15 protein-coding genes are annotated in these 13,578 nt (G+C 69.3%); 10 read left to right on the plus strand and 5 right to left on the minus strand.

All coding sequences use genetic code 11. The annotated features are described in order from the left end of the window. The 4 genes from ABD858_RS22955 (at position 1) to ABD858_RS22970 (ending at position 4,302) form a co-directional block, all read left to right on the plus strand. Positions 1 to 1,221 (plus strand): ABC transporter ATP-binding protein, encoded by a 1,221-nt coding sequence (locus tag ABD858_RS22955; protein ID WP_345040658.1) that lies wholly within the window; start codon positions 1 to 3, stop codon positions 1,219 to 1,221. 86 nt (positions 1,222 to 1,307) lie between these two features. Then, positions 1,308 to 2,702, plus strand: a complete 1,395-nt coding sequence (locus tag ABD858_RS22960) for a M1 family metallopeptidase (protein ID WP_345040660.1) — start codon at positions 1,308 to 1,310, stop codon at positions 2,700 to 2,702. 41 nt (positions 2,703 to 2,743) lie between these two features. After that, a complete protein-coding gene (locus ABD858_RS22965; RefSeq protein WP_345040662.1) occupies positions 2,744 to 3,403 on the plus strand; it encodes a trimeric intracellular cation channel family protein in 660 nt (219 codons plus the stop codon). A gap of 50 nt (positions 3,404 to 3,453) precedes the next feature. Further along, positions 3,454 to 4,302, plus strand: a complete 849-nt coding sequence (locus tag ABD858_RS22970; protein WP_345040664.1) for a thioesterase family protein — start codon at positions 3,454 to 3,456, stop codon at positions 4,300 to 4,302. 24 nt (positions 4,303 to 4,326) lie between these two features. Here the strand turns inward: ABD858_RS22970 and ABD858_RS22975 are convergent, their stop codons facing one another. Beyond that, positions 4,327 to 4,578 (minus strand): type II toxin-antitoxin system RelE family toxin, encoded by a 252-nt coding sequence (locus tag ABD858_RS22975; protein ID WP_345040666.1) that lies wholly within the window; start codon positions 4,576 to 4,578, stop codon positions 4,327 to 4,329. Further along, positions 4,575 to 4,829, minus strand: coding sequence for a type II toxin-antitoxin system Phd/YefM family antitoxin (locus ABD858_RS22980; protein WP_345040668.1), 255 nt, complete (start codon positions 4,827 to 4,829; stop codon positions 4,575 to 4,577). Before ABD858_RS22980 ends, ABD858_RS22975 begins: the two co-directional genes overlap by 4 nt. Positions 4,830 to 5,030: 201 nt before the next feature. On the opposite strand from ABD858_RS22980, the gene ABD858_RS22985 reads away from it, so the two are divergent. After that, positions 5,031 to 6,194 (plus strand): cysteine desulfurase family protein, encoded by a 1,164-nt coding sequence (locus ABD858_RS22985; protein ID WP_345040671.1) that lies wholly within the window; start codon positions 5,031 to 5,033, stop codon positions 6,192 to 6,194. 25 nt (positions 6,195 to 6,219) lie between these two features. Here the strand turns inward: ABD858_RS22985 and ABD858_RS22990 are convergent, their stop codons facing one another. Continuing rightward, positions 6,220 to 6,867 carry an N-acetylmuramoyl-L-alanine amidase gene (locus ABD858_RS22990; RefSeq protein ID WP_345040673.1) on the minus strand — a complete coding sequence of 216 codons (648 nt, stop codon included), beginning with the start codon at positions 6,865 to 6,867 and terminating at the stop codon, positions 6,220 to 6,222. Positions 6,868 to 6,998: 131 nt separating this feature from the next. Between ABD858_RS22990 and mnmA the strand changes: the two genes are divergently transcribed. The 4 genes from mnmA to ABD858_RS23010 all read left to right on the plus strand — a co-directional run bounded on the left by mnmA (position 6,999) and on the right by ABD858_RS23010 (position 11,232). Then, complete coding sequence (gene mnmA / locus ABD858_RS22995) at positions 6,999 to 8,129, plus strand: tRNA 2-thiouridine(34) synthase MnmA (protein ID WP_345040675.1); 1,131 nt, start codon at positions 6,999 to 7,001, stop codon at positions 8,127 to 8,129. Between the two features lie 282 nt (positions 8,130 to 8,411). Further along, positions 8,412 to 8,852: a hypothetical protein gene (locus ABD858_RS23000; RefSeq protein WP_345040677.1), complete on the plus strand. Its 441-nt coding sequence runs from the start codon at positions 8,412 to 8,414 to the stop codon at positions 8,850 to 8,852. Then, positions 8,849 to 10,636 carry an alpha/beta hydrolase gene (locus ABD858_RS23005; RefSeq protein ID WP_345040680.1) on the plus strand — a complete coding sequence of 596 codons (1,788 nt, stop codon included), beginning with the start codon at positions 8,849 to 8,851 and terminating at the stop codon, positions 10,634 to 10,636. The genes ABD858_RS23000 and ABD858_RS23005 overlap by 4 nt, the downstream gene beginning before the upstream one ends. 107 nt (positions 10,637 to 10,743) lie before the next feature. Next, positions 10,744 to 11,232, plus strand: coding sequence for a hypothetical protein (locus tag ABD858_RS23010; RefSeq protein ID WP_345040682.1), 489 nt, complete (start codon positions 10,744 to 10,746; stop codon positions 11,230 to 11,232). A 667-nt stretch (positions 11,233 to 11,899) separates the two neighbouring features. Here the strand turns inward: ABD858_RS23010 and lepB are convergent. After that, a complete protein-coding gene (gene lepB / locus ABD858_RS23015) occupies positions 11,900 to 12,613 on the minus strand; it encodes a signal peptidase I (RefSeq protein WP_425586341.1) in 714 nt (237 codons plus the stop codon). Between the two features lie 18 nt (positions 12,614 to 12,631). Further along, positions 12,632 to 12,985: a DUF427 domain-containing protein gene (locus ABD858_RS23020; RefSeq protein WP_345040686.1), complete on the minus strand. Its 354-nt coding sequence runs from the start codon at positions 12,983 to 12,985 to the stop codon at positions 12,632 to 12,634. Between the two features lie 51 nt (positions 12,986 to 13,036). Between ABD858_RS23020 and ABD858_RS23025 the strand changes: the two genes are divergently transcribed. Continuing rightward, positions 13,037 to 13,576: an LOG family protein gene (locus ABD858_RS23025; protein WP_345040689.1), complete on the plus strand. Its 540-nt coding sequence runs from the start codon at positions 13,037 to 13,039 to the stop codon at positions 13,574 to 13,576. Positions 13,577 to 13,578: the final 2 nt, after the last annotated feature.

Here is a 13,578-nt window from a genome sequence, read left to right on the forward strand (position 1 = left end):
ATGACGATCCCGGAGCAGGCGAACTCTTCCGCGTCCTCCTCGCCCGAACCGCTGCTCAGGGTCACCGGCCTGGTCAAGCACTTCCCCATCAAGAAGGGGCTGCTGCAGCGGCAGACCGGCGCGGTCAAGGCCGTCGACGGCATCGACTTCGAGGTACGGCCCGGGGAGACGCTCGGCGTCGTCGGCGAGTCCGGCTGCGGCAAGTCGACCATGGGCCGGCTGATCACCCGGCTGCTCGAGCCGACCGGCGGAAAGATCGAGTTCGAGGGCAAGGACATCACGCACCTCGGTGTCTCGGGCATGCGCCCGCTGCGGCGCGATGTGCAGATGATCTTCCAGGACCCGTACGGCTCGCTGAACCCGCGTCACACGGTCGGCTCGATCGTCTCCGCTCCCTTCAAGCTCCAGGGCGTGGAGCCCGAGGGCGGCGTGAAGAAGGAGGTCCAGCGGCTGCTGGGGCTGGTCGGCCTCAACCCCGAGCACTACAACCGCTACCCGCATGAGTTCTCCGGCGGCCAGCGCCAGCGCATCGGCATCGCACGGGCGCTCGCGCTCAAGCCGAAGCTCGTCGTCGCGGACGAGCCGGTCTCCGCGCTGGACGTCTCGGTCCAGGCCCAGGTGGTCAACCTGATGGACGACCTCCAGCAGGAACTGGGCCTGACGTACGTGATCATCGCGCACGACCTGTCCGTCATCCGCCATGTCTCGGACCGGATCGCGGTGATGTACCTCGGCAAGATCGTCGAGCTGGCGGACCGCGACTCGCTGTACGAGTCGCCGATGCACCCGTACACCAAGGCGCTGCTGTCCGCGGTGCCGGTGCCGGACCCGCGGCGGCGTGGTGCGAAGAGCGACCGGATCCTGCTCAAGGGCGACGTCCCGTCGCCGATCTCGCCGCCGAGCGGCTGCCGGTTCCACACCCGGTGCTGGAAGGCGACGGAGGTCTGCAAGACGCAGGAGCCGCCGCTGCTGACCCTGAGGACCGGTCACCAGGTGGCGTGCCACCACCCGGAGTCCGTGTCTGATGTGCCGCTCCGCGGCGTGGCTCCCGACCAGGCGCCGGGCGAGGCGGTGCTGCCGGAGGCCCGGGAGTCGGTGGAGGTTGTCGACGCGACCCCCAAGTCGCCGGCCGTGACGAAGGCCGAGTCCCCCGCGGAGGCCGGCGCCTCCGAGGACTCCGCGGAAGGTGACATTCAGGACTCAAATCCAAGTAGCATCTGATTTCTTGGCAAAGTCATGCGCATGCCCAAGCGGGAGAGTGCAGAGTCGCCCTGTCCGTTCCAACGGAACGTCTCGAAGGGAAGACCATGGCACTCTCCCGTTCGGCACGTCTGGCGGCCCTCGCCACCGCGACGGCTTCCGCCTTCCTGATCTCCGCCGCCCCCGCCCCCGGACCCGGGGGCGACGGCATCGGTGACCCGTACTTCCCCCAGCTCGGCAACGGCGGCTTCGACGCGCAGCATTACGCGCTCGACGTGGCCTACAACCCGGACACCGACCGGCTCGACGGCCGTACGACCCTCACGGCCCGGGCCACCCGGCACCTCACCTCCTTCGATCTCGACCTCCAGAAACTGGAGGTCACGTCCGTCGAAGTGAACGGCAGACGCGCCGGCTTCACGCGCGAGGGCGACGAGATCCGGATCGACCCCAAGGGTGTGCTGCCCAAGGGGAAGGAGTTCACCGTCACCGTCGTCTACGGCGGGGTGCCCGAGCCGCTGGGCGGGCCGATCGTGTTCGGCTCCAGCTACGGCTGGATGAAGACACCTGACGGGGTGTTCGTGGCCTGTGAGCCCAACGCTGCCTCCACCTGGTTCCCGTCCAGCGACCACCCCTCCGACAAGGCGACGTACGACATCCGGATCAAGGCGCCCAAGGGCCTGGGCGGTGTCTCCAACGGCCGGCTGGTCTCCACGCGCACCCAGGGGGACACCACCGTCACGCACTGGCGCGAGACCAAGCCCATGGCCACGTATCTCGTGACCGCCACCATCGGCAAGTTCGACGTAAGGACCGGCCGCACGCCGGGCGGCATCCCCATGTATGTGGCGATCGACCCTGTGCTGGCGAACGACAACACCGTGGACGTGTACGCGGTCACCGCGGAGGTCACCGACTACTGGTCGAAGGTCTTCGGTCCTTACCCCTTCGAGGAGACCGGCGCGATCGTCGACGACATGCCGGAGGCCGGCTTCTCGCTGGAGACCCAGACCAAGCCGGTCTACTCGGCGGTGCGCAGCGAGTCCACCATCGCGCACGAGCTGGCCCACCAGTGGTTCGGCGACTCGGTCTCGGTGGAGCAGTGGAAGGACATCTGGCTGAACGAGGGCTTCGCCAGCTACGCCCAGTGGCTGTGGGAGGAGCACAAGGGCCGGGGCACCGCGCACGACCTGGCCCGCGCCTACTACGACCGGCGACCGGCCGGCGACCCCTTCTGGCAGGTCACGGTCGGCGACCCGCAGCGCGACACCATGTTCGCCTCGGCCGTCTACCGGCGCGGCGCGCTGACGCTGCAGGTGCTGCGCGAGCGGATCGGCGACAAGGCGTTCTTCGAGCTGCTGCCTGCCTGGACGGCGCTCCACAAGGGCGGCAATGTGAACACCGCCGACTTCGTCGCGCTCGCCGAGAAGGTCTCCGGTCAGCAGCTCGACGATCTCTTCCGGACCTGGCTGTTCACCGAGGGGAAGCCCGCCTGGTCCTGACCGTGTCCTGAACGGTCCCACTCGGCAGGTAAGAATGTCGGGTGCTCCGTGAATTGTTCACCCCCTCCGTCCAGCACTCGCTCGACATCATCGGAATCTTCGTCTTCGCGATCTCCGGTGCACTGCTCGCCGTGCGCAAGAACTTCGACGTCTTCGGTATCGCGGTGCTGGCCGAGGTGACCGCGCTGGGCGGGGGGCTGTTCCGTGACCTGGTCATCGGTGCGGTGCCGCCGGCCGCGTTCACGGATCTCGGGTACTTTCTGACGCCGTTGGTGGCGACCGTGCTGGTGTTCTTTCTGCACCCCGAGGTGGAGCGCATCCAGGGCGCGGTCAATGTGTTCGACGCGGCCGGTCTCGGCCTGTTCTGCGTGACCGGGGCCACCAAGGCGTACGACTTCGGCCTCGGCCTGACCGCGTCGGCGGCGATGGGCCTGGCCACCGCCGTCGGCGGCGGTGTCCTCCGTGACGTACTCGCCAACGAGGTGCCATCGCTGCTGCGCTGGGACCGTGACCTCTATGCCGTGCCCGCGATGGTCGGCGCCGCCATGGTGGTCGTCTGCATCCGCTTCGACGCGCTGAACGCGGCCACCAGCACCTTCGCCGCGGCGACCGCCTTTCTGCTGCGGCTGGCAGCCATGCGTTTCCACTGGCGGGCGCCGCGCGCCTGGAACCGCCGTTCCTCGGCGGTGGAAGAGGCATAGCGGACTTCAAAAAGCTACCGCTTAGTAATTTTCTGCTGTACGGTTCCCGTATGGCACAGGCACTCATCGGTGACAGTGAGTTCGACCGCGACACCGCGGTCCTCCGGCGTGGACCGCACGAGCCCGGCGTCTACGACGTGGAGCTCTCCGCGGGCTGGACGATCATCGCCGCCGTCAACGGCGGCTATCTCCTCGCCCTGCTCGGCCGGGCCCTCGGCGACGCCCTGCCGCACCCCGACCCGTTCACCATCTCCGCGCACTACCTCACCCCGTCCGCCCCGGGCCGCGCGGTGATCCGCACCGAGCTGGTACGCACCGGGCGCACCCTCTCCACCGGCCAGGCCTCGCTGTTCCAGTACGACGGGAACGGTGCAGAGATCGAGCGCATCCGCGTGCTCGCCTCCTACGGAGACCTGGACTCCCTCCCCGACGATGTGCGCACCTCCGCCAAGCCGCCCGCCATTCCGCCGCCGGAGCACTGCGTGGGCCCCGCCGACGGGCCCGTCCCGGATGTCGGCGGCAGCTCCGCGATCATGGACCGGCTGATGCTGAAGCTGGACCCGGCGACCGTCGGCTGGGCCGTCGGCGCACCCTCCGGCAAGGGTGAGATGCGCGGCTGGTTCGGCCTCGCCGACGGACGGGACGCCGATCCGCTGTCCCTGCTGCTCGCCGTGGACGGCCTGCCGCCGACCTCCTTCGAGCTGGGCCTCAAGGGCTGGACCCCGACCGTCGAACTCACCACCCACATACGCTGCCGGCCCGCCCCCGGCCCGCTGCGGGTCGCGATCACGACCCGCAACCTGGCAGGCGGCTTCCTGGAGGAGGACGCCGAGGTCTGGGACAGCGCGGACCGTCTGGTGGCCCAGTCGCGCCAACTGGCCCGGGCGCCGCGCGGCTGACCTCCGCCGTCGGCTCGGTGCCGTTCAGCCGATACGGCCGAGATGCACGATCACGATCGTGACCGTCTGGTCCGTGATCTCGTACAGGACGCGGTACCGGCCGGCATGCGTGCGTCGCAGATCGGGTGAGCCGTAGGCGGCACTCCCTTGCGGGCGGGGGTCGTCGGCCAGGAGGTCGATCGCCGCGAAGAGCTGCCGCAAGCCGTCCGGGTCGTCCTTGAGGAACCGGGCGGCCGCGTTCAGTGCGTGCTCGTCCCAGACGATCTCGTAACTCACTCACGCTCCAGTCCCAGTTGGGCGCGGGCCTCGGCGTGCGGAACTCCACGGAAATCGCCCGACTCGCGCCGTGCCCGGTACTCGGCCAGCGCGAGTGCGTCCTCCAGGTCGGCGAGCTCCTGAGGGTTTATCAGTACGGCAGCGGGCTGACCGTGGTCCGTGATCGTGATCCGTTCGCGAGCCAGCGCCGTGCGGCGCACCAGGGATCCGAAGCGAGCGCGCGCCTCGGTCATCGGAATCATGTCAACCATGTACAGGACTGTACACTTCTTGCGGGTTCCGTAAACAGTCGCTGTCGTCATCTGCGCCGTGGACCGTACGGGCTCATGGTGAGGCCGACGTCCGGCCATGGGGCGCGGACGCCGAGGCCCGCGCGGAACTGGCCCGCGTGGCGGCCGCGGTGACCGGGCTGTACGGCGGGCCGCAGCGCGGCTCGTAGAATCGGAGCCACCATGGCTTACCTCGACCACGCCGCAACCACCCCGATGCTCCCCGAGGCGGTCGAGGCGATGACCGCCCAGCTGACCGTCACCGGGAACGCCTCTTCCCTGCACGCCGCGGGCCGCCGGGCGAGACGCACCGTGGAGGAGGCCCGCGAAACCCTCGCCGAGGCGCTCGGCGCCCGGCCGAGCGAGGTGGTGTTCACCGCGGGCGGCACCGAGGCCGACAACCTCGCCGTCAAGGGCCTGTACTGGGCACGCAGGGACGCCGATCCGCGCCGCACCCGGATCCTGGCCAGCCCCGTCGAGCATCACGCGGTGCTGGACGCGGTGCACTGGCTCGGCGAGCACGAGGGCGCGGTGGTCGAGTACCTGCCGGTCGACGGCTACGGGCGGGTGGACCCCGATGCGCTGATCGAGGCGATCGTGCGGGACCCCTCGGACGTCGCGCTGGCCACCGTGATGTGGGCCAACAACGAGATCGGCACCCTCATGCCGGTACGCGAACTGGCGGCCGCGGCGGCCGAGTTCGACGTACCGCTGCACGCCGACGCGGTTCAGGCCGTCGGCCAGCTGGACGTGGACTTCGCCGCGTCCGGCCTGGCCGCCATGACCGTTTCCGGGCACAAGATCGGCGGCCCGTACGGAATCGGCGCGCTGCTGCTCGGCCGCCAGTACAGCCCCGTGCCGGTGCTGCACGGCGGCGGCCAGGAGCGGCACGTACGCTCCGGCACCCTCGACGTGCCCGCCATCGCCGCCTTCGCGGTCGCCGCACGGCTCGCCGCCGAGCGGCACGAGGAGTTCGCCCGCGAGATCGGCGCCCTGCGCGACGAGCTGATCGCGTCCGTACGGGCCGCCGTACCGGACGCCGTTCTGGGCGGCGACCCGGTCGAACGCCTTCCCGCCAACGCCCACTTCACCTTCCCCGGCTGCGAAGGCGACTCCCTGCTGCTGCTCCTCGACGCACAGGGCATCCAGTGCTCCACAGGCTCCGCCTGCACGGCCGGAGTGGCCCAGCCCAGCCATGTCCTGCTGGCCACGGGGACGGACCCGGACCTGGCCCGCGGCACCCTGCGCTTCTCGCTGGGCCACACCTCCACCGAGGACGACGTGGCGGCCGTGGCCTCGGCCATCGGCCCGGCGGTGGAACGGGCACGCACGGCCGGGCTGGTCTGACGCCCCGCGCCGCGGAGGCGATGGATCACCGGGCCGGCGCGGCCTTCCTCACCAGTGCCAGATACCGGTCCCAGTCCCAGTGCGGACCGGGATCGGTGTGGTCCGTTCCCGGCACCTCGACATGCCCCACGATGTGCTTACGGTCCACCGGGATCCCGTATCGGGCACAGATCCCCGCGGTCAGCCGCGCCGACGCCGCGTACATCGCATCCGTGAAGGAGCCGGGCCGGTCCACGAAGCCCTCATGCTCTATGCCGATGCTGCGCTCGTTGTACGGCCGGCTGCCCGCGTGGAACGCCACATCCAGCTCCCGGATCATCTGCGCCACATGCCCGTCCTTGCGTACGACATAGTGCGCGGCGGCGCCGTGCCCCGGATCCCGGAAGACCTTGAGCGCCACCGGATAGCTGCCCTGCACCACATGTACGACCACCCGGTCGATCACATAGTCGGCGGGCCGGTCCGCGCGCCGCCAGTTCGCCGGGGACGCGGCGATCCACTCCGCGCCGGCGTGGTCCAGCTCGCCCGCCTTGCGCGGCTTGTCGACGCCCGGCAACCGCCACCACACACGGCTCAGCTCGTCCTGGGCCAGTGCCACCGCCCCCACGGCGGCCGCGGCACCGCCGATCAGCAGCGCGCGCCGGCTCACCCCCCGGCTTTTGTCGCCCGTCATCGATCCACCCCCGCCTGATCCGTCCTGTCCGGTCCCTCGCGGTTGATCCGCTCCATATGACCGGCCCCGCGTGATCCAGAACGCATACTCACGCGACCGTGGTTCCCCGGACCCGTACTCTGGAGGGTGCTATGACTCAGACTTCCCAGCGTCCCCTCCGTGTGCTCGCCGCCATGTCGGGCGGCGTGGACTCCGCCGTCGCCGCCGCCCGTGCCGTCGAGGCCGGCCATGACGTCACCGGCGTACACCTCGCGCTCTCCGCGAACCCGCAGTCCTTCCGCACGGGCGCGCGAGGCTGTTGCACCATCGAGGACTCCCGCGACGCGCGGCGCGCCGCGGACGTCATCGGCATCCCCTTCTACTGCTGGGACCTGGCCGAGCGCTTCCGCGAGGACGTGGTGGAGGACTTCATCGCGGAGTACGAGGCGGGCCGCACCCCCAATCCGTGCCTGCGCTGCAACGAGAAGATCAAGTTCGCGGCGCTGCTCGACAAGGCGCTCGCGCTGGGCTTCGACGCGGTCTGCACCGGGCACTACGCGACCGTCGTGACCCGCGAGGACGGGAGCCGCGAGCTGCACCGGGCCTCCGACATGGCCAAGGATCAGTCGTACGTCCTCGGCGTCCTCGACGAGCGCCAGCTTGCCCACGCGATGTTCCCGCTCGGCGACACGATCACCACCAAGGACGAGATCCGCGCCGAGGCCGAGCGCCGCGGCCTGGCCGTCGCCAAGAAGCCCGACAGTCACGACATCTGCTTCATCGCCGACGGCGACACCCAGGGCTTCCTCGCCAAGCGCCTCGGCAAGGCCGAGGGCGACATCGTCGACGAGTCCGGCACCACGGTGGGCACGCACGACGGTGCGTACGGCTTCACCATCGGCCAGCGCAAGGGCCTGCGCATCGGACACCCCGCGCCCGACGGCAAGCCGCGCTACGTCCTCGACATCTCCCCGGTGAACAACACCGTGACGGTCGGACCGGCCGAGGCCCTGGACGTCACCGCCCTCACGGCCATCAAGCCCCGCTGGTGCGGCACGGCCCCGTCCGGCCCCGGCACGTACACGGCCCAGCTCCGCGCCCACGGCGGCGAGACCGAGGTGACCGCGGAACTCGTCGACGGCGAGCTCCGGGTCACCTTCACGGAGCCGGTCCGCAGCGTGGCCCCCGGCCAGGCGATCGTCCTCTACGACGACACGCGCGTGGTCGGCTCGGCGACGATCGCCACGACGACACGGCGCACGGAGGCGGACGCGGTCGCCTAGTGCTGTGGCGCACCGCACCGCACCGCGGCGACTGCTCGCGCTGCGGTGCGGTGCGGTGCCTGCCACCAGCCCGCCCACGCGGTGCCTCCCATGGGCACGCACGCCTACCCATCTGCGCCTGACGCTGAGTTGCTGAGCTCTTGCGGTGGTGCGCCCTGCGTGCTACGTACCGAGCGTTTTTCTCGGACTGATCCGCTTCGCGTTCGCTCTCACCCCGGGGAGCCGCGCTAACGTCATGTCGCGCGATCGCACAGACGTGCGTATGGGGAGAAGAGCGGGGGGATGGCGTCCGTGTCCTATTCGGAGCGCTGGCGGGAACTGTTCGATCTGGCCCCGGATCCGGGGACGACAGGCGCAGGCGAAGCGCGGATGTCCCTTGCATCGGTGTCCGGTCCGGACGCCGGTGCCGGCGAGCTGAAGCACAGCGGTGGCCCCTGGACGAGCGCGTCGGGCACCGCCGGCTCACTGCGGACGAACACCGAGATGAGCCGGAGCCGTCTCCGTCCCGCGCACGAGGGCGTCGTGTCGGGCGTGGCGGGTCTGTCGTCCGTGGCCGCGCTGAACGCCGTGCTGAAGTCGTGGGAAGAGCGCCTGGCCGCCGTGCGGGACGAATGCGACTACCTGGAAGGGGCGTTGCGGACGGTCGCCAAGGAGATGAGAGAGACGGACACCGCGGTGGAGCAGTCGTTCCAGGGCGTCAGGAAGGGCGGTGAGCCCCGGTGACCGGTACGGCACTCACCTGGCAGCAGCTGCGGGATCTGAAGCTGTCCGAGCTCGAGGACGCGGCCGACGGCTGGAACGACGTCTCCGGCCGGTCGGACGCGGACGGCGGCCGGGTCGACCGGGCGATGACGGCGAAGCTGCGGGACACCCAGGAGAGCGAGTCCGCGGAGGCGGCGCTGGGGCGGTTGCAGCGGCTGCGGCGCAACTTCCGGTACCTGCACACCGAGTGCGGCCTTGTCCGTACGACGCTGAACGGCCTGGCCGCCGACCTGGCCGAGCCGCAGCGTCAGCTCAAGCAGGCTATGGAGGAGGCCGCCGCACTCCACTTCACCGTCCACGCGGACGGTTCCATCGGCTATCCGGCCGCCGTCAGCGACACCCTGACCGGGCCGAAGGACGCCCCTGGAGGGAGCGTGCAGGGCAGCGCGCGCCTGCCCCTGGAGGCTCCCCGCTTCGGCGAGGACTTCCGGTCCCCGTTCTATCCGGGTCTCAAGCCGCCCAACCCGAACGTGGCGAAGGCGCAGGACATAGCGGACCGCATCGCCCGGGCCGTCAGGTCCGCCGCCGAGATCGACGGCAGATACGCACGGACACTGGGCGAGCTCAAGGCGGCCGAGGGCCTCGACGTCACCGAGGCCACGCTGAAGGACGCGTACCGTGACACGGCGGAGGTCCGCTCCACCGCGGGCAAGTACCTGGCGGACGACATCCCGTTCGACAAGTCCCCTGCCCAGCGCAAGGAATGGTGGGACGGGCTGACCGACGAGCAGCGCCAGGAGTACCTGAACGTCGCGCCGGACATGATCGGCTATCTCGACGGTGTCCCGGCAGTGGCACGCGACGAGGCGAACCGGAACTACCTGCCGGTGCTGATGGACAAGCTGGCAGGTCAGGGCGACGACGATGCGCGCACCAAGCTGGATGCGCTGCGGATGATCCAGGAGAAACTGAACAAGCCCAGCCATCCGCCGATGTTCCTGCTGGGGATCGGGGACGAGGGTAATGGCCGGGCCATCGTCTCGTACGGCAACCCGGACACCGCACGGAACGTGTCGGCGTATGTGCCGGGGCTGGGGACGAAACTCGACAAGGAGTTCGTCGAGGACACGATGAAGCGCGCCAAGGACACGGCCAAGGGTGCACAGTGGTACGACAAGTCCAGCGCGGCGATCGTCTGGCTCGGCTACGACGCTCCGCAGCATGTGGACGTCATGAGCACGGGGGACGCAAAGCGGGGGGCTCCTGACTACAACGACTTCATGGCCGGACTGGATGCCACGAACGAGAACAAGGATCCTCACCTGACCGCCATCGGCCACTCCTACGGTTCGCTCACTGTGGGCACGGCAGCCAAACAGTCGGGCGGGATCCCGGGTGTTGACGACATCATTCTGCTCGGCAGTCCCGGTGTCGGCGTCGACAAGGCGCAGGACCTCGGCGTCGACCGGAGCCACGTCTTTGTCGGCGCGGCCGACAATGACCCGGTCACCAAACTGCCGTCGAAAACTGAGGTGGCTCTTGCGGGCCCCCTGGGCTCGCTCATCTACGGCGACGTCTTCGACTGGGGGAATGACGACCTCTATTTCGGCAAGGACCCGGCCAGTGAGGCCTTCGGCGCACAGCGATTCAAGGTCGACGACGGGCCGCGTCCCATTCGTGACCTGGGCGGCTTCGACGCGCACTCCCAGTACTTCACCCCGGAACTGGACGACGAGTCGGCAGAGAACATCGCCAGGATCGTCGCGGGGAGATCCGAGAAAATAAGCATGGAGGAGTGGCGATGAAGCGAGTGAGGTCGGCGACACTGGTCGCTCTTTGGGTCGCCTTTATGGGATCACTCTTGGTTGGGTGTGGATTTCTCGGTGAAGAGAGAAAGGGAGCTGCGGCGAGCATGGATATGCAAGAAGCGGCCACGCGTGCGGATGCGATGCTGGACGCGACGATGGGTGCGGTCGTACCGGAAATCCAGTGGACCCATGACGAAACGACGACCGGAAGCTGCACCGTGACCCGGTACCGGGCAGTGATGACCATCATTTCTGAGCAGCGGCGCGGCAGCTTTCTCGGTGTGATCGAGCGGTTCTGGAAGAAGAGCGGCTACAAGATTACCTCCGTGAACCAGGACAGAGAGAATCCCGCTGTCTTCGCCAAGTCGTCCGATGGATTCGGGATCGTCTTGGCCATTGGTGACAAGGGGCAGGTATTCCTCAAGGTCACCACCCCGTGCGTGCGGGAGTCCGAGGTCGCCGAGCCGACTATTAAATCCAACGGCCCGGACTACTCGGGCGACGAAATCCCCTACCCCAATGTGCGCTCCGACTTCTGGTCCGCCGGGAGTTCTGCCGTGCCCCCTTCGCCGAAGGCCGGCGAGCCCCGTTGAGGACGCACACCGGACGGCTCTCCACCGGCGGCGGCCCCACTCATGTTCAGCGGGCGTGACTGCCCTGGCCTTCAGGCCGGCGAGCAACGCCCGGAGGGCGTCCCGGCTGGTCGTGACGACCTGGCAGCGGCGCCCGCCGGGTGTGATCAGCCGCGCCTGGGTCTCGGGGCGCAGGCCTGCGTCGTACATCCGCAGACGGGCAATGGTCTCGGCCGGCGATCCGCACTTCGGGTCTGCCGGCTCCAGCCATGAGCGTGTCCGCTTGCTGCCTCGTGGCGAACCCGACCTCAGCACGTCACCGATCTCCGCGCGGCAGGCCGGCGAGGGGCGCTTGACGTGCGGTGCCCCCCGGCACCGGCCGCACGCTCAACGTGGAGTCCACCGCCGCCAGAGCCGCGTCCCGCGGCCCCGACCGCAACAGGTCCGCAAGCGTGCGGGGGCACGCTCGTGACCCTGATGCCGTCCACGATCTCGACGCTCCGGTGGTAAGGACCGGGCCCGGTGCAGCCCGTCGTCGCCCAGATCGACCCAGCTCCCGTCCGGGCCGGTGAAGTGCTGCGTCTGCTCCCGGCCCTCCGTGTCCGTCGCCGGGATCTCCTCGAGGCCGAAGACCCAGCGCTCACTCGGCGGGGTCGCTTCGTTCTGGTAGCTCGCCCGGCAGAGAGTGTCAGGGCCGGAACGTGTCCGGGACCGGCAGGGTGGCCCAGCGGGTGGGCGGCCAGCCGACGAGGACGGCGCGGCCCACGACGTCGTCGACCGGCACGAAGCCGTGGTGCTTGTCCTGCTGGTGATAGCGGGAGTCCCGGGAGTCCTGCCGGTGGTCACCCATGACCCAGATCATGCCGGCGGGCACCGTGACCTTGAACTGGCCTCCCTCGTCGTCGCTGCACGGGGTGTTCCCGGGGTGGACGTACGGCTCGTCGAGGGCCCTGCCGTTGACCTTCAGCGGTCCGGTGCCCTTGCACTCGACCGTGTCACCGGCGACCGCGACGACCCGCTTGATGAGGTTCTTCTCGTCGGCGGGTGGCATCAGTCCGACGAGGCCCAGAGCCTTGCGCAGGGGATTCGGGCTCGGCTCGGGCAGGCCCGCGAGCCAGTTGTCCGGGTCGTGGAAGACGACGACCTCGCCGCGCTCCGGCTCCGCGCCGAACCACGGTGTCAGCTTGTCGACCAGCACGCGGTCGTTCAGCTGCAGCGTGTTCTGCATGGAGCCGGAGGGGATGGAGAACGGCTGCACCAGGAAGGTCTTGATGACCAGGGACAGCAGCAGCGCGACACCGATGAGGAGCGGCAGCTCCTTCAACAGGGAGCGCCGCTGCTTCGCGGGCCGCCCGTCCCGTGCGGCGTCGTCCACTTCCTCGACGGCTTCCCCGACAGCCAAATCCCCCACGTCCGCTCCTCAGTTCGAGTTCACTTCTGTTTCATAGAAGCAGAGGTGGCCCCTGATCCCGGCAACCTCCTCCTTCGGATCCTCGTATGCCCACACGAGGTCCTTCGCGTCGGGACGGGACCAGTACGAGGCCGTTCCCTTGAAGGGGCAGTACGTCTCGGTGTCCGAGGGCGTCAGAAGATCCACCCTGACGTCCTCCCGGGGCAGGTAGTAACGCACCGGGCAACCCGTCTCGCGCAGCAGCAGCGGGCGGTGGCTCTCGGCGAGGACCAGGCCGTCGCGTACGACGCGTACATGATCCGTGCCCTGTTCGACGGTGATCCGGTGTCCTGCGAGTCCGTGTCCTGCGTGTCCGTCAGCCATGTACGGCACAACGCCTGCGGGGTACGAGGCGTTCCCCCGTACCGTTGCAGCATGAATATCTGCGTCTTCCTCTCCGCCGCCGACCTCGACGAGCGCTACACCCGCCCCGCCCGTGAATTCGCCGAGCGGCTCGGCAAGGGCGGGCACACCCTGGTGTGGGGCGGTTCCGACGTCGGGCTGATGAAGGTCGTCGCCGACGGGGTGCAGCAGGCGGGCGGACGGCTGCTCGGGGTCTCCGTGGATTTCCTGGCCGACAAGGCCCGTAAGAACGCGGACGAGATGGTCTTCGCCAAGGACCTCGCCGAGCGGAAGGCGACGTTGCTGGCCAAGTCCGATGCCGTTGTGATCATGGTGGGCGGCACGGGCACGCTGGACGAGGCGACCGAGATCCTGGAGCTGAAGAAGCACGGTCACACCACCAAGCCGGTGGTACTGCTCAACACGGCGGGCTTCTACGACGGGCTGAGGGAACAGTTCCGACGCATGGAGGACGAGGGCTTCCTGCCGCGCCCACTCGCCGACCTGGTGTTCTTCGCCGAGGACGGCGTCACGGCGCTCGGCTACCTGGAGGCGTCGCACGGTCGGCAGTGATG

Source organism: Streptomyces sannanensis, from assembly GCF_039536205.1.
Lineage (GTDB): Bacteria > Actinomycetota > Actinomycetes > Streptomycetales > Streptomycetaceae > Streptomyces > Streptomyces sannanensis.